Source organism: Streptomyces sp. NPDC006544 (assembly GCF_040611715.1).
In the GTDB taxonomy this organism is placed as follows: Bacteria; Actinomycetota; Actinomycetes; order Streptomycetales; family Streptomycetaceae; genus Streptomyces.
This window is the reverse complement of record NZ_JBEXOV010000053.1, coordinates 33,145-51,985: the sequence shown is the minus strand read 5'-3', so window position 1 is coordinate 51,985 and position 18,841 is coordinate 33,145. Positions and strand designations below refer to the sequence as shown.

22 protein-coding genes and 3 pseudogenes are annotated in these 18,841 nt (G+C 67.9%); 15 read left to right on the top strand and 10 right to left on the bottom strand.

The genetic code is table 11. The features are described from left to right. Positions 1-159 precede the first annotated feature (159 nt). Complete coding sequence (locus ABZY44_RS23490; RefSeq protein ID WP_356656874.1) at positions 160-822, bottom strand: hypothetical protein; 663 nt, start codon at positions 820-822, stop codon at positions 160-162. Between the two features lie 482 nt (positions 823-1,304). On the opposite strand from ABZY44_RS23490, the gene ABZY44_RS23485 reads away from it, so the two are divergent. From ABZY44_RS23485 to ABZY44_RS23475, 3 genes are all read left to right on the top strand, one after another. Further along, positions 1,305-3,029, top strand: coding sequence for a hypothetical protein (locus ABZY44_RS23485; RefSeq protein WP_356656872.1), 1,725 nt, complete (start codon positions 1,305-1,307; stop codon positions 3,027-3,029). A gap of 77 nt (positions 3,030-3,106) precedes the next feature. Further along, the gene (locus tag ABZY44_RS23480; RefSeq protein ID WP_356656870.1) at positions 3,107-3,550 is read left to right on the top strand and encodes a hypothetical protein; all 444 of its coding nucleotides are present in this window, start codon (positions 3,107-3,109) and stop codon (positions 3,548-3,550) included. A gap of 251 nt (positions 3,551-3,801) precedes the next feature. Next, a complete protein-coding gene (locus tag ABZY44_RS23475) occupies positions 3,802-4,086 on the top strand; it encodes a hypothetical protein (RefSeq protein ID WP_356656868.1) in 285 nt (94 codons plus the stop codon). A gap of 32 nt (positions 4,087-4,118) precedes the next feature. Here ABZY44_RS23475 and ABZY44_RS23470 read toward each other — a convergent pair whose 3' ends face one another. From ABZY44_RS23470 to ABZY44_RS23460, 3 genes and pseudogenes are all read right to left on the bottom strand, one after another. Beyond that, positions 4,119-4,646 carry a hypothetical protein gene (locus ABZY44_RS23470; RefSeq protein WP_356656866.1) on the bottom strand — a complete coding sequence of 176 codons (528 nt, stop codon included), beginning with the start codon at positions 4,644-4,646 and terminating at the stop codon, positions 4,119-4,121. A gap of 209 nt (positions 4,647-4,855) precedes the next feature. Next, positions 4,856-5,089, bottom strand: coding sequence for a winged helix-turn-helix domain-containing protein (locus ABZY44_RS23465; protein ID WP_356656880.1), 234 nt, complete (start codon positions 5,087-5,089; stop codon positions 4,856-4,858). Between the two features lie 123 nt (positions 5,090-5,212). Then, positions 5,213-5,278: pseudogene (locus ABZY44_RS23460) on the bottom strand (transposase); the annotation flags it as partial. 528 nt (positions 5,279-5,806) lie between these two features. On the opposite strand from ABZY44_RS23460, the gene ABZY44_RS23455 reads away from it, so the two are divergent. Next, complete coding sequence (locus ABZY44_RS23455) at positions 5,807-6,079, top strand: hypothetical protein (RefSeq protein ID WP_356656864.1); 273 nt, start codon at positions 5,807-5,809, stop codon at positions 6,077-6,079. After that, the gene (locus ABZY44_RS23450; RefSeq protein ID WP_356656862.1) at positions 6,076-6,774 is read left to right on the top strand and encodes a hypothetical protein; all 699 of its coding nucleotides are present in this window, start codon (positions 6,076-6,078) and stop codon (positions 6,772-6,774) included. The genes ABZY44_RS23455 and ABZY44_RS23450 overlap by 4 nt, the downstream gene beginning before the upstream one ends. A gap of 726 nt (positions 6,775-7,500) precedes the next feature. Here the strand turns inward: ABZY44_RS23450 and ABZY44_RS23445 are convergent. Both ABZY44_RS23445 and ABZY44_RS23440 read right to left on the bottom strand, forming a co-directional pair. After that, on the bottom strand, positions 7,501-7,779 hold the full coding sequence (locus ABZY44_RS23445; protein WP_356656860.1) for a hypothetical protein: 279 nt from the start codon (positions 7,777-7,779) through the stop codon (positions 7,501-7,503). Positions 7,780-7,817: 38 nt separating this feature from the next. Further along, positions 7,818-8,519 (bottom strand): ISAs1 family transposase, encoded by a 702-nt coding sequence (locus ABZY44_RS23440; RefSeq protein ID WP_356656858.1) that lies wholly within the window; start codon positions 8,517-8,519, stop codon positions 7,818-7,820. Between the two features lie 104 nt (positions 8,520-8,623). On the opposite strand from ABZY44_RS23440, the gene ABZY44_RS23435 reads away from it, so the two are divergent. The 6 genes from ABZY44_RS23435 (at position 8,624) to ABZY44_RS23410 (ending at position 13,421) form a co-directional block, all read left to right on the top strand. Next, on the top strand, positions 8,624-8,911 hold the full coding sequence (locus tag ABZY44_RS23435; RefSeq protein WP_356656857.1) for a hypothetical protein: 288 nt from the start codon (positions 8,624-8,626) through the stop codon (positions 8,909-8,911). A 50-nt stretch (positions 8,912-8,961) separates the two neighbouring features. Continuing rightward, a complete protein-coding gene (locus ABZY44_RS23430) occupies positions 8,962-10,206 on the top strand; it encodes an MFS transporter (RefSeq protein ID WP_356656855.1) in 1,245 nt (414 codons plus the stop codon). Between the two features lie 184 nt (positions 10,207-10,390). Then, a complete protein-coding gene (locus tag ABZY44_RS23425; protein WP_356656853.1) occupies positions 10,391-10,606 on the top strand; it encodes a hypothetical protein in 216 nt (71 codons plus the stop codon). A gap of 109 nt (positions 10,607-10,715) precedes the next feature. Further along, a complete protein-coding gene (locus tag ABZY44_RS23420; RefSeq protein WP_356656851.1) occupies positions 10,716-11,018 on the top strand; it encodes a hypothetical protein in 303 nt (100 codons plus the stop codon). Positions 11,019-11,175: 157 nt separating this feature from the next. After that, a complete protein-coding gene (locus ABZY44_RS23415) occupies positions 11,176-11,580 on the top strand; it encodes a hypothetical protein (protein WP_356656849.1) in 405 nt (134 codons plus the stop codon). A 635-nt stretch (positions 11,581-12,215) separates the two neighbouring features. Next, positions 12,216-13,421 (top strand): peptidylprolyl isomerase, encoded by a 1,206-nt coding sequence (locus ABZY44_RS23410; protein ID WP_356656847.1) that lies wholly within the window; start codon positions 12,216-12,218, stop codon positions 13,419-13,421. Between the two features lie 157 nt (positions 13,422-13,578). On the opposite strand, the pseudogene ABZY44_RS23405 reads toward ABZY44_RS23410, so the two are convergent. After that, a pseudogene (locus tag ABZY44_RS23405) lies at positions 13,579-14,028 on the bottom strand (transposase); the annotation flags it as partial. 170 nt (positions 14,029-14,198) lie between these two features. Between ABZY44_RS23405 and ABZY44_RS23400 the strand changes: the two are divergent. Both ABZY44_RS23400 and ABZY44_RS23395 read left to right on the top strand, forming a co-directional pair. Next, positions 14,199-14,723, top strand: coding sequence for a DUF1877 domain-containing protein (locus ABZY44_RS23400; RefSeq protein WP_356656845.1), 525 nt, complete (start codon positions 14,199-14,201; stop codon positions 14,721-14,723). A 269-nt stretch (positions 14,724-14,992) separates the two neighbouring features. Further along, positions 14,993-15,346 (top strand): PRC-barrel domain-containing protein, encoded by a 354-nt coding sequence (locus ABZY44_RS23395; RefSeq protein WP_356656843.1) that lies wholly within the window; start codon positions 14,993-14,995, stop codon positions 15,344-15,346. A gap of 542 nt (positions 15,347-15,888) precedes the next feature. On the opposite strand, the gene ABZY44_RS23390 is transcribed toward ABZY44_RS23395, so the two are convergent. Both ABZY44_RS23390 and ABZY44_RS23385 read right to left on the bottom strand, forming a co-directional pair. Next, on the bottom strand, positions 15,889-16,170 hold the full coding sequence (locus ABZY44_RS23390; RefSeq protein ID WP_356656841.1) for a hypothetical protein: 282 nt from the start codon (positions 16,168-16,170) through the stop codon (positions 15,889-15,891). Positions 16,171-16,527: 357 nt separating this feature from the next. Further along, a complete protein-coding gene (locus ABZY44_RS23385; RefSeq protein WP_356656839.1) occupies positions 16,528-16,935 on the bottom strand; it encodes a DUF3662 domain-containing protein in 408 nt (135 codons plus the stop codon). 106 nt (positions 16,936-17,041) lie between these two features. Between ABZY44_RS23385 and ABZY44_RS23380 the strand changes: the two genes are divergently transcribed. Beyond that, positions 17,042-17,323: a hypothetical protein gene (locus ABZY44_RS23380; RefSeq protein ID WP_356656837.1), complete on the top strand. Its 282-nt coding sequence runs from the start codon at positions 17,042-17,044 to the stop codon at positions 17,321-17,323. A 70-nt stretch (positions 17,324-17,393) separates the two neighbouring features. Beyond that, positions 17,394-18,338 (top strand): annotated as a pseudogene (locus ABZY44_RS23375) (IS481 family transposase). Here ABZY44_RS23375 and ABZY44_RS23370 read toward each other — a convergent pair. Then, complete coding sequence (locus ABZY44_RS23370) at positions 18,335-18,646, bottom strand: NIPSNAP family protein (protein ID WP_356656835.1); 312 nt, start codon at positions 18,644-18,646, stop codon at positions 18,335-18,337. The pseudogene ABZY44_RS23375 and the gene ABZY44_RS23370 overlap by 4 nt on opposite strands. Positions 18,647-18,841 lie beyond the last annotated feature (195 nt).

Here is an 18,841-nt window from a genome sequence, read left to right as displayed (position 1 = left end):
CAGCCCCGACGAATACGAACGCCGACACCACGCCGCTAGACTCACACTCGCCGCGTGATCAATAACCGCGTGCCCACCTTCTTGGGGGAAGGCCCGGGTTACCAGAGCCCCAGAAGCCCGCCGCAGAACATGCTCAAACAGAGGTGATGAAACCAGGGCCTACGCCCAGCCTGCGTAGCAGTCGCCCTGGCGGCTGGCGGCGGGTGGCACGTCGTTGCGGAACTCGAATTGGCGGAACTGGCCCCCAGACCGGAACTGGCCCAGATCCTCCTCCGTGATGTTGAGGCAGAAGCGTTTGGTGATCGGGGCCCGGCTGCTCGCCCGGGACAACGTCACGGTGCCCTCGTACCGGCCCGGCCGGAATTTCCATTCCGCAGCGATGAAGTGGATCACCGGCTGCTGCGGCATGCTCTGACTGACGACCAGGGGAGCCGGGTCCGACACCGGATTGTGCTTGAGGCCACCGGTCTGCTCGTCGTACTTCCAGCTGACGTTGTTCTCCCAATAGAAGCGGGGCGTCGGCGATACACCGGTTGTGCCGCTGGGCCGGAGCGCCAGCCGCACATCAGTGACCACTTCCACGTCCTCAGTGTTCAGCCTGCTGGACATGGTCGGCTGGAGGATGACCCAGACGTCTTTCTCCTGCGAGATTCGGAGCACATGGGGAAGGGATACGTCGATCTCCGGGGACCGTCTGAGGGCCGCGAAGCTGTAGAGCGAGAGCCCCAGCGCCACCAGCCCGGTCACCGTCGAGCTCCACAGGTGCGCCTGTTCGAAGCGCCTGCGGCGCGGGCGACGCTCGGGGGAAACGGTCTCGCTCATCTGTCCCACGTTGCGACCAAGGTACGGTTCACGGCGCGCTGGGGTACTCCGGTCGGGTGCCGGTGTCGACCAGTGGCCGACACCGCTGTCCTGACCAACGCCCTCACTGGACGGAAGAGCCCCGCCCCGACCGACACCGACGACGTCGATGCTGGGCGACACGCATGTGTCAGTGCTTGGCGACACCTCGTGTGGCAGAGCTGGCTGATTTCACCGCAGCTGTGCGTATGTCCGCTCGCCGTGCATCGAGACGGCGTTCCGATCCGGAAGGCCGCGGTCCTGTCCGTCGGCCACTAGAAGGTGGTCCGTCGTACCGGTGGAAGAAGTCCGTGGCCTCACCGTGTCACTCGATGTGAGCAACTTCCTGGCAGTTGGATCATGGGGCACGGTGGCGGTGATCGCCGACCGACGCTGATGGCCATACCTTGCTGATCGGCTGACGTGCTCGGCTGGCGTGCGCGAGTCACCGGGTGAGGAGCCTCATGCCGCATTCCGCGCAGAACATCCGTATCCCTGAAGAGGGCGGTCGCGCCCGCCTCCTGTGGCCGCTTCTTGCGGTGTTCGCGGTCGCGGTGCCTGCCGCGCTCCTCGTGGAGGAACAGCTCAGCACCAGCCTTGGCGGGTTCTTGCTGTGGTTCATTGTTCTCGCCAGCCTGGCCGGATACGCGGTGGCGGTTAAGAAGATCATCCAGGAGTACTTCGCCGAGTCCCGGCGGCGGACGCGCGTGCTGGTGTGGGTGGCAGCCGCGATCCTCTTCCTCGGCAGCGTGACAGTGCTCGTCGAGTTCCGCCCCACGCCTCCGCTTGCCCGAATGGCCGGGGACCGGGACGTGGCGGTGGCTGGCTTCGCCGCCGCGGACGACGAACAGGACCAACAGGAACTGGACGATTTCGCCACCAACTTCACCCTCGCGGCCAAGGGCGGGCTTCTTCCCGCCTCGACCGCCGTCGGAAACTATGCGGCCGAGGCGGGACTGCCGCTGAAGGAACTGATCAGCTCGGACGCCAACAACCTGGAGCGGAAGACTGCGACCTTCGCCGATAAGGCGGACGCTGAGATCGTCGTGGCCGGCCTGGCCCGTACTGAGCCCAGCGGCCACCAAACCCACCTGTTGCCCGCCGTCTACCTCAAATCTGACCAGGTCACCAACTTGCCGGAGCTCGCAGGCTGGTACCTCGGCAAGCGGATTACCCTGAAATCCGGATGGACGACATCGCCGACAGTGCGGGAGAAGGTACGCACGGATCTGACACAGCAGGTCGGTGCTCTGGCAGAGTTCCTGGACGCAATGGACGCCTGGCGTGCCGGCAACCCGGCCAAGGCCAGACAGATCCTGGACGGCCTGCTCGATCCGAAGCGGCAGGACCGGAACAGCTTCGTGCCGTCCGACCTGGCTCTCCTGTTCCGCGGCGCAGCGGCTGACCAACAAGCGGTCGCGGACTTGGAGCCCTCCCGGACCAAGCTTCTGGAGGCGGCCCGCAAGGACTACAGCCGCATTATCGAGGACACGTCGGACACTCTGACCAGCCGCCCGGGCACACGGGCGAAGGCGCGCGCCCGCGCCACCCTCAGCCTGGAGGCGAACGCGTACCGCAGGGCGGTCGATCCCACGAAGTTGTGTCAGCCGGGTACGGTGCAGGCCGAGGATCTCAAACAGGTCTCACAACGCCTGAAGGCACTGGCCGACGACAAAGATCTGACCGACCTCGGCCAACTGAAAGCCGTGGTGAACCGCGCTCAGGTTGAGTACTGCCGCATCTCCGCACATCTGGTGACGGACGACGGCACTGTGATGGAGGCCGTGAAGAAGCTCAGTGACGCCCACGACGTCACTGGTGCGGACGAGCTTCGTGCGTTCGCTGAGTCGATCGCCGCCAGTCTTGCGCACAGATCGGGGAAGACGTCCGATGCCATCAAACACATCCGGGATGCCATCAAGCACGGACAGGACCCGTTCCAACGGGCGCGCTGGCACGGTTGGCTGGCGCTTTGGAGCCTGGAGCTCTGCGACGACCAAACCGCAAGCACGGCCCACGAAGAGGCCCTGGAGCAATTCGGCGCCGCGAAAAATACGCACGGGTCGAACCCCGACGACGCCCGCACCCAGTACGAGGAGAAGATCCGCACCGAGTACGAAGAGCAGCACGCGAAAGAGCTGAGGAACGCCCCCGAACGCTGCCCGAAGATGAGAGGTATTGGCGAGTGAACCGGCGACTGTGCTTGTGGCTGACTGGGTTCTGCCTTCTGACCCTTGGCTGCCAGGCGGGACACACCCCCGTGCCTTTGCCCGCCGAGAAGGTCACACCGGCGAGGGTGGCCGCGAGCCCTTCGGTAACGGAGGACCCGCTGCTGTCCGCGCAACTCGACACCGTGGTTGGGGGTGCGGACGCCGGGCCCAGGCCCAGGCCCACGCCCGAGACGGGCGACAACGCCGGTCTCGACGCACCAGGCATGGTTCTGCCAGAGGGGTGGGAGATCACACACAACCTGCTGGTCTACGGCTACCTCGCCGGAGAGAGCGTCCCCATCGGGCTCTATAAGGTCGAGAACAGCAGCCGACCGGAACTGGTGGGGAGGCTCGGCACTGTGATCATGCCGCCCTCGCGGGTCGCCACTTTCGTCATTCCCGCAGAGTATTTCGACCTCCTGAGAGAGCACACCGACGGAACCACGCTCGCCTACTGCCTGGGCATCCCCGAGGTCAGAACCTGTGGCCTGGTCGGGTAGCGGACTCCCGGACCTGCCCGCAGGCCCTGTTCTCGTACAGCTACCGCCAGATGGTGCCTAGCGCGCTGAGCAACTGTCATAGCCCTCGTTTCCCTGCGCCGGCCGCCTCGTTGAGCTGAACGAGTGACGGTAAGGGGTGGGGTGGATACGGCAGGACTGGGAGCCGGAAGACCTGATCGAGCGGCTTCGTAGTACGCAGCAAGGGTGCGGTACAGGGTGGAACGGCCGACCCGAGCTGGGTGGCGATGGCGGTGACGGACTCCTTCGCGTCGCGGCGCCGCAGGGCGACGGTGAGTGTCTCCGTCGACATCCAGCCCGCCGAAGCCGAGGCCCTTCTCCGTGTCTGGGGCGACGGGGGGATCGAAACGAACGACGCCGCCCAGCGGAAAGCCCTCGAAGACCTCGTCGCCAGCGAAGTGGTCAGCCGCGGCGGCATCGTCGACCGCTTCCACGACAACGTCCTCTACAGCTTCCGGATGCTCCTCGAGCCGCCAGCACCTACTGACACGTGTCGGGCGCAGAGTCGATGTCAGTGAGGCGCAGGGTTTCGTCAGTGGCGCGTCGCAGGTCAGCTGCTCCAGCGGGCCACGATGGCGTGATCGACGCGGAAGGGGGCGTCGCACTCCGCGCAGTACGCACTGCCGAAGACGTAGGTCAGCTTGCTCGCGACGTCGTGCTGGCCATCGGCGAGAGCTCGCGCGTGGAGCCGCCCGGCCATTCCTTCCATAGAGGAGGGGTCTGCGGGCTGCAACTCCCTACGGTGCCCAGCGGTCGCGTTCATGTAGAAGTCGTCGGTGGTTGAGAAGTAGTCGTACTCGCCGAACACCACGAAGTTCTCGGCCTCACACTCAGGGCAGGGAACCTCGAACTGCTCACCGTTGAGACCGTGCAGTTCTTCCCCCCACACCTGGACTCCTTCGAAAGCCAGCAGGGCTTCCAGCAGTTCCACGTAGCGACCTGGGCTGTCGGTCAGCGACGGATGGTGCAGTGCCTGCTCCACCAGTTCGATCAGCTCAGCGATCTCGGCAGCGTAGGCATCTTGTGGATCAAGCGTCTCGTAGGGCCGGTTGGTGTTGGCGACGATGGAAGCGGCCAAGAGCAAGGGCGTGGCTCGGTCTGCAGCCGTCAACTGGCGCGCCTTCTCGGCGAGCGCGGGCAGGGGGGCGTAGCTCGCAGGGTAGACCGTTCCTTGGTGGCACAGGCGGGACCATAGTTCGTTCCACGTGGGACCCTCCGGGTCGGGCCCGGCTGCCTGCAGGAGGCCGGGCACGTCTTCGGCGGTGCCCGCACGCCGCCCTCGCCCTTTTACCCCTCCGCCCAGGTCGCCTCCTTCCACACGGCGACGGCCTGCTCGTCGCGTTCGGCGACCCGCCGGGCAGGCACCTGCGGGGAGAAACCGAGCCGGTGCATCAACCGGGTGGCCCCGGAGACGCTGTAAGCAATGTGGAACTTCTGGCCGATCAGCGTGGCCACCCTCGAGGCGGTCCACACCTGGTCCTCCACCCAGCCATGAGCGGCCGGACCCTGCTCCAGATACACGGCCAGCTTCTGCAGACACCGCGGGGACAGACGGCACCGCGATCCGCTCGGGCCGCGGAAGGCCAGGGCCTGAACACCACCGTCCCGCCACAACTGGTGCCACTGGTAAGCCGACTTCACGCTCACCCGCACCCGCCCTGCAACCTCCGACGGCCTGATCTGCTGTTCAAACAGTTCAGCCGCCTGCATCCGTACCGACTCCCGACGCCGGCGCCCCGTCGGAGTCAGCCCGCCCCCATCCGCATACCTCACACACCACGGATACAGCCACTCGCCCGCACCCGTCAGGGACTTCACAAAGATTCACCCCGACGAGCTGAAGTCAGTATCGATCGAGCCGGTGGCGGTTGCGGCAACCGTCGTGGTCAGGCAGAGCTGGGCAAGCCCATGTGGAGCGCGGGCGGGGGGGTGTCGGTTCAGGCGGTGGACGGCGGGAGGCCGAGTTGGCTTCCAGGCGGACAGCGTCGAGGCCGGGCGCCCCTGTGCGGGGATGGGCGCAGCGCACTGTTTCCCCTTCCTATTTCGGACCATCCGCTTGGAATCGACTGCTCCAGTCCCTGTTACGGGGCCATGACAGGAAGCACATCGTCCGCACGAACAAGATCCGTAGGTTCTTTCTCAGCAGCCCGCCAGAACCTCACCCGGACGAAAGCCCGACAGAGACGACGCGGCATGCGGCTCACTCTTCCCTTTCCGAAACCGCTCTCAGGAGTCGTCATGCGTACCGCCCGCGCTTCCCTCGTCACCATCGCCCTCGCCGGAGCGCTCCTCGCGCCCGCCGCGGGCGCCGCTTACGCCGCGGCCCCGGCTACCTGCGTCTCCGCGAACAAGGAGCAGAGCATCGGCGCGGGTGTCTCCGCCGAGCTGTCGATGTCCGTGGACGGCCCCAAGGTCGTCCTGCGCACGTCCGGATCCAGCGAGGCCTGGAAGGTTCTGGACCGCACGACCCCGCGCTGCCCGACTCGGAGGGCATCATCGCCCGCATCGTGAACCCGAGCGGGTCGCGACCGGTGTTCGAGTGGAGGACCCAGGGCGGTGGGACGCCCATCGGCACGGCGGCCTTCCCCCTCCTTCCCAAGGGCTGCACCCCCAGCTACCCGGTCAAGGACGACAAGCCGGACCCCTGCGTGTCTGCCCCCGTCCGCACGGTCATGGGCCGGGGCCTCGAGGCCCGGCTGACGATGTCCCCGAAGGGCCCGCAGGCCGAACTCCTCGGGCCCCTCTCCGAGCAGCCGTGGCGGATGCTCAACCGTTTCGAGCCTGCGCTGCTGCCCAGCGACGGCGAGGTCCGCATTCTGAACCCGAGTTCCACCGAGCCGGTACTGGAGTGGCACCTGCAGAACGGCGAGCCGGTCGGCCACGCGGCCTTTCCGAAGCTGCCCGCGGGCTGCACGTACGACTACACCCCGCAGAAGCCCACCGAGAAGCCCCGGCCGGAGACCCCGGTCTCCCACGAGCCCTCCGCGAAGCCCACGCCCCAGCCCTCCGCCACGCCCGCCGCCGCGAAGCCGCAGACCGCCGGCCAGACCTCCGTCGTGCCCAAGGGCTCCGTGGCCGCGGGCGCCGAGATCGCCGCCGACGACACCACCACCACCGCGGCCGTCGGCGCCGGGCTCGTCGCGATCTTCGCCGGGCTCGGTACGGCCCTGATGATCCGTGCCCGCCGGGCCCGCGACCACGGCTGATCACCGCCCCGGGATCCGGGCTTCCCGTCCGCCCCATTTCCCCTACCGGCGGTCCACCTTCACGGTGGCCCGCCGGGGGCCGTTGCCGATTTCCGTTGCCGTTTCCCGCTGCGGGTTGCCAATCCCCTTCGACGCCCGCGCCCCGGCGCCGCAGTCGTGCCGGGACCGTTGGCTCCGATTGGTGCCCGGCATGCGGCCGGACGCGGTCGGGGGCGGGCGCCGCACCACCTCCTGCCAGGTGTTGGCTCGGGCGTACTTGCTGAGAGTGCGGCGGTTCAGGCCGAGCACCCGGGCTGCGGAACTGTGGCTTCGAGCAGAACGGGTCAATGCCAGGTCGCGACGAATGCTCTCCGGAGGCCGTCTGAGCGACAGGGCGGGCCTGGTGGAGGCGCCCGCAGGCTCCGTGGCCGTTGGCCGGTCATGCTGGCGGCAGGTGCGAGCGGCGAGGAGGCCATCCCGAGTGGTTTCGACCCCTCCTCTCGCGCCGATGCTCGCCCAGGCCGCCGAGGCCTTGCCGGCCCCCGGGACGGCCGAGGCCTGGGGCCTTTGAGTAGAAGTTCGACGGACACCGGGCCCTGGTCTTCACCCCACCCGCACCAGGCGGGGCGGTGCTGCTCCAGACCCGGCGCTGATCCTTGATCCAAGACCGCTTCCCGGACCTCATCACCGCCGCCGCGCAGCTACCCGGCGGCCTGGTCCTGGTGGGGTTTGGGAGCGTTTGTGTAGTCAGGCAGTGCTGTGTGTTCGGGCTGGGCTGCACTCCACGATTTCGCGTGCTGTGCGCAGTCTGCTCGGGTTGTCGTCGTCGAGCAGTCTGGTGGTGATCAGGATGGCGTGGATGATGCTGACGCCTTTGTCTTTCAGATGCTGCTGGACGGTGTCCATGTCGACGTTCGTGTCCAGTAGCTGTCTGCATTCGTCGATCTGATCGCCGAGCTGTTGCGCGCGTTCAGGGGTCAGACCGTGAACGTTGGTGAGGAGCTCTTCCGCGGTGTGGCTTGGCATGTCAGGGATTCTCTCAGGGGCTTGTAGCCAGGGCTAATTCATAGTCTGGTTGGTCGAGTCCCGTTGCAGGTCAGGGGCAGTTCGAGCAGGTCGAGTGGGCGAACGAAGGGGGTGTAGGAGACCTCTCGGAGTCCGGCGGCGATGTTGTGGTGGCCGACGTCGCGGAGGGTGTTGATCGCGAGGTTTCGGAGGGTGGCCATGTTCTCCGGTCCGTGTCCGGTGCGGATCTTTGAAGCGTCCTGCGCGAACGTTGTGTCCCTGACGTGGTGGACGGCCTCTATGCCCCACTGGGCTCTGGCGATACGGCCGATGCGCTGTGGTGATGCCTCGCCTGCGGTTATGTCGGTGATGGCGTGGATGGTCTGCCGGGTGACCTTGCCGGTCTTCAGATTGATGCGGTGCCGCAGGATCTTCACCGCCTGGACGACGTGGGGGAAGTCCAGGCCGAGACCGGTGACGGTAAGCGTGCGTATCGAGCGGGTCTCGCGTCGGTCGTGACCGGCCTCGCGGTCGTAGCGACGGGCGGTCACCTCCTTCCAGGGGAGGGACCTGACCGCGGCGTGGAGTCTGGGCTGATTGCCGTTGACCGCCAGGAGGTAGTGCGCGTTCTTGGCCTCGACCAGCCATTTCGCGGGTTCGCGCTGCGTGTGGAGAGCGTCGACGGTGACCACGGTGCCGCTCAGGTCGAACGGGTCCAACAGGGCGGTGAACGCGGTTACTTCATTGGTTTTGTCCGGCACCCTCAGCTTCCGCTCCGCTTGCCGCACCCTGGAGATCACTTTCCAGCCCTGCCGCCCACGCTCCCCGGGCGGAGAGGCCTTATATCGAACGCACACTCGAATCAGTGGCCACGCTGTTCTGCCAGTTCCTGCCCGGTTACCTCGGCCGCACCGCCGAGCACCGCGGTCGGGACGTGGAGGACGAGCCGTTGTGGTCGATGCTGGAGATCCAGGAATTTCTCGACGAGTGGCTTGTCGCCGAATTTACCGACCGCAGGAGCTCTGATATCTGCTCTGAACTGCGACGATTCGCAGACTATATGTCCGTGACGTTGGATCGCCATAGCCCTTCGCCATGGGCCCAGGAAATTCGTGAGACCGCGGCGAAGCGAGCATCGATCAGAAGGTCCTGATGGAGCGTCACTAGCCCTCGACCAACTTGAGGGACCTATGGTCAGCGCCCATGGCATCACTTGGCACCACGGATTCCGTTGTCTCATCCCCATCCCGGTCAGCTCTTCCCCGGTCGTATCTGCTGTGGCTCGCGGGGACCCGGGCTTCACTGACCGGTGACGCTGCCCTCTACTTCGCTCTAAGCTGGGCAGCCAGTGCCCACGGTGGTCAGATGGCTGCATTCGTGCTGACCGCGATCACGCTGCCGCGGACCGTACTCCTGCTATTGGGTGGGGCGGTGGGTGACCGCTTTGGGGCCCGCCGTGTGATGATCACCGGAGATGTGGTGATGCTCGCAGCCGTACTGGCCCTGGCCGTGGCAAGACGGGTCTGGGGGACGCCGCCGTGGATGCTGATCGGGTTCGCCGCTGTGGTCGGGACCGTCGATGCGTTCTATCTCCCCGCGACGGGATCGATGCCGCGTCGCCTGGTGAGCAAGGAGCAACTGCCCCGAGCGATGGCCCTGCGGCAGGCAGGCGGCCAGGTGTCTTCCCTGCTCGGGGCGCCGCTGGGGGCGGTGCTGGTGGCGGTCGCGGGCCTGAGCGGGACAGCGCTGGTCGACGCAGGCACCTTCGCCGCAGTCCTGGCGGTCATGGTGTGGGTGCGCCCGGCGACCGAGGCGCAACCCTTCCCCCGCGCGCAGAGCCTGCTCGCGGGGATCGCCGACGGGGTGAAGGTCGTGGCAAGGGATCCGGTCCTGCGGCCCGCGTTGCTGCTGACGGCTGCGGCTGCAGCGGGGCTGCTTCCGGTAGTCGCTTTGCTCGGCCCGCTGTTGGCCCGTTCGAACGGTTGGGGGCCGGGATCGGCAGGTCTGGTTGCCGCCGGGCAGGGTGCCGGGATTCTCTTGGCCGCGTTGCTGACTGCCCGTCGGGGGCCGATACGTCGGATCGGCGTGGGCGCGTGCCTTGGTCTGGGACTCGCCGCGCTGGGATTCGCCGCACTCGCGGCGGCTCCGGCTCCTGCCTGGGCCGTTGTCGCCGCCGTGGCGGTCGGTGCGGGATCGGGCATGTTCGCGTGTCACCTGGGGCCGCTGGTCCTGGCCGGGGCTCCGGATACGCATCTGTCGCGGGTCCAGTCGTTGCTGTCGCTCGTGCAGAGCTCGGCGCTGGTGGTGGCGAACAACGTGCTGGGGTGGCTCGCGAGCGCGGCCGATGCCAGGAGCGCGATCGCGTTGTGCTCTGTCCTCGGCTGCGTGGCCGGGGTCGCTGGTCTGGCCACGCCGTCGTTGCGGGATCTGCGCCAGGCCGCGTCATAGACCTGGTGCCGGTGACTGGGCCGGCGTTTCCCTCCCAATCGGCCTCGCGCCGTCCGCTCCGCGGCACCTCGACGACGCGTTCCGCGACTTCTACACGGCCATCGGCCTGCCGGCGCGCCCCAAGCATCTCGTCCGCGCAGACCGGACACCACCTCCTCCGTCCCGGGTCGACGGAGCGCTTCGCGTGCTCGCCCGCGGCTCCGCCGTCACCTCGCCGACGCACCGGGCGGTCGGCTGGAGAGTCACCGCCGACGACGTACGCCTCCAGGTCGGGGCCGGCGGCGAGGCCCTCGCCCATCAGGAGGTCGCCGAGCTCCAGGCCGCCCTGACGGCGTGGCTCCGCCTCAACCCGGCCCCCGGCACACCCGCGGTGCCGGCGCCGTCTTCCGGGACGGAGTAGGGCACTCGAGTCCGGTCACCGACAAGAGCTGACCGGGCGCGCGTTGGGGGACGTCGACAAGGTGGCACGTTCGGCTGACGGGAGACTGATCCCACTGCATGATCAGGCGATGGAGTACTTCGCGCTCACGTCCAAGACGACCGGGCATGACCCGGCCGATGTCGAACCTGCTCTCCGGCGGGCCTGGGATGCCTGCGCCGCGGTTCCCTGCCCGAAGTGCCACGTTGCGGCGGGCCAGTACTGCCGTAACCCGATCCGGGGCATCTGGTACGTGACCCGCTTCCACAAGCCCCGGCAGACCGCGGCGGATGTCCCGAGCATGCTGGGGCCGGTCGGCGTCCACGGACTCAGCTGGGCCAGGGGCACCGGTGTGTTCGCGTGGGACGACCGCCTCATTCCAGCAGCACCGTGACCACCAGGTTCCAGACCCCGCCGGGCCGTCCTCCGCGAGCGTGATCCGCGGACGTCAGCGGGAGCCAGGTGGCCGGGAGTCCTCGGTCCAGCGCCTGGTGGGTCATCCCGAAGCCGAGAGGGCGAGGTCAAGGGTCGGTTGGGTTAGATTCACCCGTATGAATGTCACCCCTATGAACTCATTGGCGCAGGTGTACGACAGGGAGTTCCGGGTGCGGGGCCTGCGTGAACAGGGCTGGGGACGGGGCCTGATGGCCGTGGCCGTACTCATCTGGCTGTGGCTGGGGTACTTGCTCGTGTTCCCCTTCAGCGTCGACGGCCACCGCGGTGCTATCGAGTGCAAGTCCCGCGCCTTCCACGAGACCGGATATCTCCGCGAGTCCTACCGCGTGGACGAGGGAGACAGCTGCGACGGCGCGCGCGACTGGGGCCCGATCACCGCCGGCCTGCTGCTCTCTCTTCCCTTCGCTATCGGAGGCGTCGGCCTGTTCGTGTCGGGTACCTCGACGGTCCGCACCGCCGCGTACGCCGCGGACATCGCCCGCCTGAACATCGAGGAGTAGTCCTCGTGGGGATGGCAGAAGTCGAGGGACCGCCCCGCCGAATGCGCCGGTGGTCTGGCGTGAAGCGTCTGCCGGTACCCAGAAGCCGCATCTCAACCGATCATGGAACGTGCGACTCGAACGGGCTTCCCACTCGGGTGGTCTTCCCGTTGCACGCGCAGGAGTCGATGCCTGACATACCGCAGGCCCCAGCCGACCCTGGAGGCCGACTGGAGCCAGGTGCTCTTGCTGCGCGGCAAGCGCCCGTCAGGGGCGCGGGCTTTCCCCGTGGCGGGACTCAGGACGTCCAGATGAAGGCGGCGTAGCCGTCACCACGGTCGTGGCCGTTGCCCGTGGTGTCCGGCAACTCTGAGCCGCCGTTGCCACCCAGGCCCGCCCGGCCGGTGTCCAGCGAGGCCGGGGCGGGAGCCCAGTGCCATGACCAGCAGACCGGTCTGCAGCAGGGCGATGCGGGTTCAATGCCGGGCCGATCTTGGCTTTCGCGTGGACGAGTTGCCTTGCCGAGGGGGCATGGCAAGTCCTGACTGGTTCTTTCGGACGAGGCGGGTCCTGGGTGGAGCGGGGCGAAGGGCAGGCTGATCCGGGTCTATCGGCATACGGAACAGCGAGCGCGCTCAGGGGGGGCAGGCCTATCGATGTCGCCGAGCGCGGCACCCTATTCCTTCTGCGACCGAAAGGCCGTCTGCTTCATGTTCTCCCGTGGAAACCGCACATCCCGCCACGCCGCCGCCCTGCTCGGCGCCGTCGCCGTCACGGGCGCCTCGGTGGCGGTCCCCGGACCCGCCGCCGCGGAGTACAGCGGCAACTACGGCGACGCCTGGGTGAAGAACAACGGCCACGGCAACAACGGCAAGGGCTACGGCAAGGGCTACGACACGAACTGCGGCGACAACTACGGCAACGGCTACGACGGCCATCACGGCCACGCCTGGATACCGGCCGAGGTCCGCAAGGCGGACCTGAAGGTCACCGCCTCCGGCCCCGCGACGATCGCCCACGACCAGGAGCAGCGCTGGGTCGTCGAGGTAATCCTCAGTAACTATCGCCGCAGACCAAACCCACGCTCTAGAATGCGACCGCTTCAGAACTCGGCGATCATCGGGAGGGCGTGCGAGATGAAACGGGCACTGATCAGCACATTTGCGGCCGTGGCGTTAGTCGTGTCCGGGGGGAGTGTCGCCACCGCTTCCGACGGTGCTCCGCCGCGCACGACGCACGGCCCTTGCCAGTACACACAGACCCCGGACGAGCCGCCCGCGCGTCCTGTTCCGCTGCCGCCTGACCCACGACGCACCCCCAGCCGTGGCACGGTTGACATGGCTGTTCCGACCAGCCAGGGACCGCTCCCGTTGCGTTTGGACCAGGCCAAGGCGCCGTGCACGGTCCAGAGTTTCCTGCACCTGGCACGGCATGGGTTCTACGACCGAACGGTGTGCCACCGTCTGACGGCGTATCCGACGCTGAAGGTCCTGCAGTGCGGCGACCCGACCGGTACCGGTGAGGGCGGGCCCGGGTACAAGTACAAGGACGAGCTGCCGGTGGACCTGCCGCCGGCACCGACCGACCCGACCGGCGCGCGCCGCCTCTACGGGCGCGGCCTGCTGGCGATGGCCAACGCCGGTCCAGACACGAACGGTTCACAGTTCTTCGTCGTTTACGGCGACTCCGCGCTGCGACCGAACTACACGGTGTTCGGCACGGTCGGCCCCGAAGGCCTGACGACACTCGACAAAGTCGCCGCCCGAGGAGTCGAGCCGACCACGGAGGACCCGGCACCGGTCGACGGCACACCCGTGCTGCGGACCGAGCTGCTCCGCGTCTGGCCGTCCTGCCGGCATTGACGCACCGCGGCGTGGTCGCGTCCTCGTGAGCGTGCCTGGCGCCTGTGACCGCCCAGGCGGACTACGCCGGCCGGGTGAAGCGTCTGGGTGCGGAAGCGCAGGGATCCGGACCTTGTGCCCGGACTACGCGAAGCGCCCAAGGGTGCGACCAGTGGACTCAGTACGGTGCCGCCCATGGACATCGCACCCATCGTCCGGTCCCGGCTCCATGCCCGGGCCGGACTCCGCGACCGCGCAGAGCCAGATGCCGGGCCGTAGAGCTGGTGACTGCCACAGCCACCGGAGGAGACCATCTGGCCTGTGTGCAAGGTATTACCACCGGCGCCCGTGGGCTGCGCCTGGCCCTGAGCTTGACTCTGTCGGGGATCTTGGAGGCGTCGAGTTCATCTGCCGAGGGTTCGCCAGGAGGTGAGCCGGGGGATCTTGTGAGCCGGGGGATCTTGTGCTGGTCGAGGTAGTTCTGGAAGGCCGTCGGTTGTCGGGGCGGAGGGGCTCCTTCGGCCGACGGTAGTCCGCTGGGTCGCTCGATGTTGACGGCGATCGCGGTCAGGACGTGTTGAATGTGGGCTTTGCTCTGGCCTCGGTAGCGGCAGCGTCGCATGCCATGGCCGTGGGCGAACTCGTTTGTGAGCGGTCACGTATTTCCCCAGGCTTCGGGATCTGAGCGTCACGTAATTCCCCACCCCGGCGGTCACGAGTCCCCATGGGGGCGGCGACCGTGGGCAGCTCTGAGCCTGCAGCCCGAAATCCGGTAGGCGCGGCAGGCATACTGCCGTCATGGCCGTTACCCAGCAGCTCGCCCGCATCCCCGAGGGGCTTCTCGCCGCATGCCGTCAGTCCGCCGCCGCGTCATCGGACCACGATCCCCACTGGGATCCACCGGCGTCCGACATCCTGGACCTGGACTGGGCACCGGCGCTGCTGAAACGCGTCGGCGAGGTGGCCGGGCTTGAAGAGGTCCTTCTCGATGCTCTGCGCCGTTCCACCGACGGCGACACTGCTCTTGACCTGGGCTTCCTTAACACTCACCCACACGCCATAGCCCCCTTCGGGGCCACCCCAACCGGCCTGGGCGTCTCTGAAGTGGCGCGCGTCTCCGAACTGCTCGGCCAGATCTACATGCCCGTCCTTCTCGCCGCCCTGCCGGCCGACGAGCGTGACGCCGAATCCTCGATCGGCCAGATGGGCGGCCCCATCACCGGCGGTCTGAGGGCGTACCTGCTGGAGCACTTCAACGCCTTGCGCAACTTCTACCTCGACGCAGCCAAGCGCCACCTGCTCGTCGTGCTCTGGTGGGACTGACCCGCGACCCACCAGGCGTCCCCACCACGAGCACCTGGGGAATTACGTGACCGTCGGGCCGGGGAATTGCGTGACCGTCCACAGTTCCGGGACGGGGAATACGGACCAACCCCGTCGATGTCCTGCTGCCGCGCCCGGCGGTAGGGACGCCGTCGCGGTCGGGAGAGCGTGAGCGGCAGGCAGCGGAGTGGCTTTCCCGTGCCTGGGTTTTGCGTTCGGTGCGATCTGGTCAGGTTGTCCGTAGTCATGGACAACCGAAAGGCGTCGCTGTGAGCGAGTTCGACATCTGGGGCTACCACCCTCGTGCGGGATACCTGAAGGGCACCGACATCGTCGGCTACAAGGTCGAGGCCACCGACGGGAGCATCGGCAAGATCGATAAGCATTCCGAGGATGTCGGAGCCTCCTACCTGGTCGTGGACACCGGGGCGTGGATCTTCGGCAAGCGTGTGCTGCTGCCGGCTGGGACCATCGAGCGCATCGACATGATCGGGGAGAAGGTCTACGTCGACCGGACGAAGGACCAGATCAAGGACGCCCCGGAGTACGACGAGGCCAAGCAGGCCGGCGAGTCCAACTATCTGGAGCGGTTCGGCCGGTACTACGGCCAACCCCACATGTAGGCGTGGCGGTCACGCGGGCTAGAGGGCGGGCTCGGCGGGCAGTGCGGTCACGCGGGGCCCGGGGTGTCCCATCGTTCCCATGTAGGAGAATCGCGCAACGGAGGGACGATGCAGTGGTGATGTCGGGCAGGCAGCCGCGGGTCGCGTTCGGGGCGCTCGTGGGGGTGTTCCTGCAGGGCTGCGCGGGGTGGGTGCTGTGTCCGGGTACACGGGCGCGGGGGCCCCGCCCCCTCGCGCAACTACGCGCCGAGAGAAAGCAGAGCGCGATCAACACCTCCAGGTGGCCGCCGACGTCATCAACTCGCTCCTCGAGCGCGCCCGCGCCGCAGCCGCGGCGATCCGGGCCCGGGTCTCCGTGATCGTCGACGTCGCCTTGGCGGCCGTGGATGTCGCGGCGGTGGTGTTCGTGATGAACGGCGGCGGCCGCTTCCACCGGCGGCACCTGCACGCCGAGGCACGCCGTCACCTCGCCCTGGTCCTTCGCGGCCGGCGGCGCGACCCCGGTCTGGTGGGTGAGGTCAAAGGCAGCCAGCCACCAGCCGTTAGGCCGCCTTCGACGCGGCGGTGGAGCGGAAGGAGCGAACCAGGCTCCAGGTGGCGACGGGGCCCAGCAGGAGCGTCGCGTAGAACGCCGCCTCCATCGCGCCCAGCGCGAGGGCGACGGTGAGCGGGAGCGACAGCACGTTGTCGGCGAAGGTCAGCCATGGGTCGGTCCGGGCGCCGGGCTCGGCCCGGAGCGCGCGCGGCAGCGCCCGGGCGGCGTGGAGGAGAAGTACGGCCGCGAGGGCCAGCAGGATCCAGAAGAAGACGGCAGGTACGGTCACGCGGCCGAATCTAAGCCCTGCCCCCGGGCCTCCGCGCGGCGCCCCCGGTCCGAGGGCCGCCGCGCGGAGGCCCCAACCGCGACCTGGGGCGCGTTAGGTGGGGTCGGCGGGGCTGAGGGTGTTCTCTGAGCGGCGGCCCGCCAGGCAGGTCGATCAGCTGCTGCCGCTGCTCCTGGACGCCGCCGCGCACCGGAGGGAGCCAAGGCCCGGCTGGCGCTGCCCAGGCCGCCGAGGTGTGGGTGCTTGCTTCCCAACTCGCCGTCAAACAGGACCGTGGCCCGCCAGTAGGCCGACCGCCCCACGAGGCGTTCGTAATGGTGACAGAGCGAACCCAACGGGGGCGGCAGGACCGCCGGGTTACGCGTTCGGAGCGCTCAGTGGTGCGGAGGTGATGTGTGTCATGGGGGCACAGCGGACTTGGTAGCGGCCGTTGGGGACCTGTTCGGCCTCGTCGAGCCGCACCGTGAGCGGCCCGGCCCATTCGTAGCCCTCGCGCTCGCCGTGGCGCTCCAACCGGTCGGTCAGCTCCTGCCCCACGACGGTGAGGTGCGGGCCGATCTCGGCGTACACGGGCGAAGGCAGCTCGACGGTGTACACGTTCGGCACCACCGTGCGCTGGGAGCTGCACACGACGGCCTGCTCGTCGCACGTCCGCAGCAGCACCTCGACCACCTCTACCTCCATCGCATCACTCCCGAACAGCTTCTCCACCAGTACCTGCTCGGCCCGCTCGATCGCCCGCTCCCAGCCCTTCAGTGTGTCCATGAACTACACCTGCCCGGGTTCGACGACGTCACTCGCCCGCTCTAGACCAGTAGCCGGAGGCGCGACGACCACCGGCGTTGTCAGAGTCGGGCTCCAGGCTCCGGCCGTGGCTGCTATCGAACTGACCGACGCGTTGATCCGGCTCCCGAAGCGTTCTGACACCGCGTGGGTGCGGGAGGTCCAGGATCGTCGTAGGCGGCCCTCGGCGGAGGGCGGCTGGTCGGTGTACGCCCACGCGGAGGGGACGGCGGCCTTCAAGGCCTGGGGCCATCAGGTCGATGTCGTCCACGAGGCGGTCGAGGCATGGGCGACAGAGAGCGGGCAGCGACATCGAGGGGCGCCTGAAGGCGGGGTACGCGGTGGTAAGAACCCCCAGGTCTGGCCCTGAGGTTCCCCCGAGATGCGGGAAGTGGTGACAGAGGGTCAGATGGGTCTCATGAGAGGAGTGCAGACGATGCCTGCACCGAGCCCTGACCGAGACCGGACGCCTGCGTCTGGCCCGCTGCGTGGTCGAGGACGGCTGGCCACTGCGCCGTGCCGCCGAACGCTTCCAGGTCTCACCCACCACCGCAGAAAGCTGGGCCACCCGCTACCGGTCCCGCGGTGAGGCCGGCATGAGCGACCACTCCTCCCGCCCGCACCACAGCCCGCGACGGACGGCGACCCGCACCGAGCGGCGGATCGTCAAGGTCAGGGTCCTGCGGCGGTGGAGACCGGCCCGCATCGTCCACCACCTGCGGTTCGTGCCCTCGACGGTGCACCGGGTCCTGACACGGTTCGCCCTGGCCCGTCTGACCCATCTGGACCGGGCCACCGGCCGTGTCATACGCCGCTACGAACGCGACCGGCCCGGCGAGCTGGTCCACGTCGACATCAAGAAGCTCGGGAACATCCCAGACGGCCGCGGCCACAAGGTCCTGGGCCGCCGGGCCGGCCGCAGGAAACGGCCCCGTCTGGGCTACCAGTACATCCACACCGCCGTCGACGACCACTCCCGCTTCGCCTGCAGCGAGATCCTGCCCGACGAGAAGAAGGGAACCGCCACCGCCTTCTGGAGCAGGGCGCAGGCCTACTACGCCAGCGTCGGGATCACCGTCGAACGCGTGCTGACCGACAACGGCTCCTGCTACAAGTCGCACGCCTGGCGCGATCTGCTGGCGGCGGCCGGGATCGCGCCAAGCGAACCCGGCCCTACCAGCCCCAGAGCAACGGCAAGGTCGAACGCCTCAACCGCACCCTGCTGGAGGAGTGGGTCTACGCCCGCCCTTACCGGTCAGAACAGGAACGACGCGACGCATTCCCCCAGTGGCTGCTCACCTACAATCACCACGTCGGACACACCGCCCTCAAGGGCAAACCACCCCGCCAGCCGCGTCCCCGACCTCACAGGGCAATACACCTAGGACAGGCCGTCGAGCGGCCGGAGGAAGCGGCGCTCGTACCGCTTGATGCAGCCGGTGTCGCGAGCCAGTTCGAACGCTTCCTGGCACTCCGCGTCGGACATGCTGTCCGTGCGGTACTGCTCGTACGCGGCCAGGCTGGGAAAGGAGAAGAGGGCGTAGGCGATGTCGCTGTCGCCCTCACTCGGCAGGAAGTAGCCGTGGTGCGTCCCGCCGAAACGGTTGACGAGCCGGACCCAGCGGCGACCGTACTCTTCGAAATCCTCAAGCTTGTCAGCGTCTATCTCGTACTTCAGATGAATAGTGATCATCCCTGAATGATGCCGTGTGATGGTTCGGACTTCGTGATCAGAACCAAGGGGAGGTGCCTCTATGTTCTCGTCAAGCGTGTGGGCAGCTTCTGCCCGGGGTTCGATCTTCTCTGTGGCCATGAGTGGGCTTGCTTCGCTTTGACGGACATCCGAGATAAGGGGCTTGGGCCCCGGAAGGATGATGTCCATCATGGA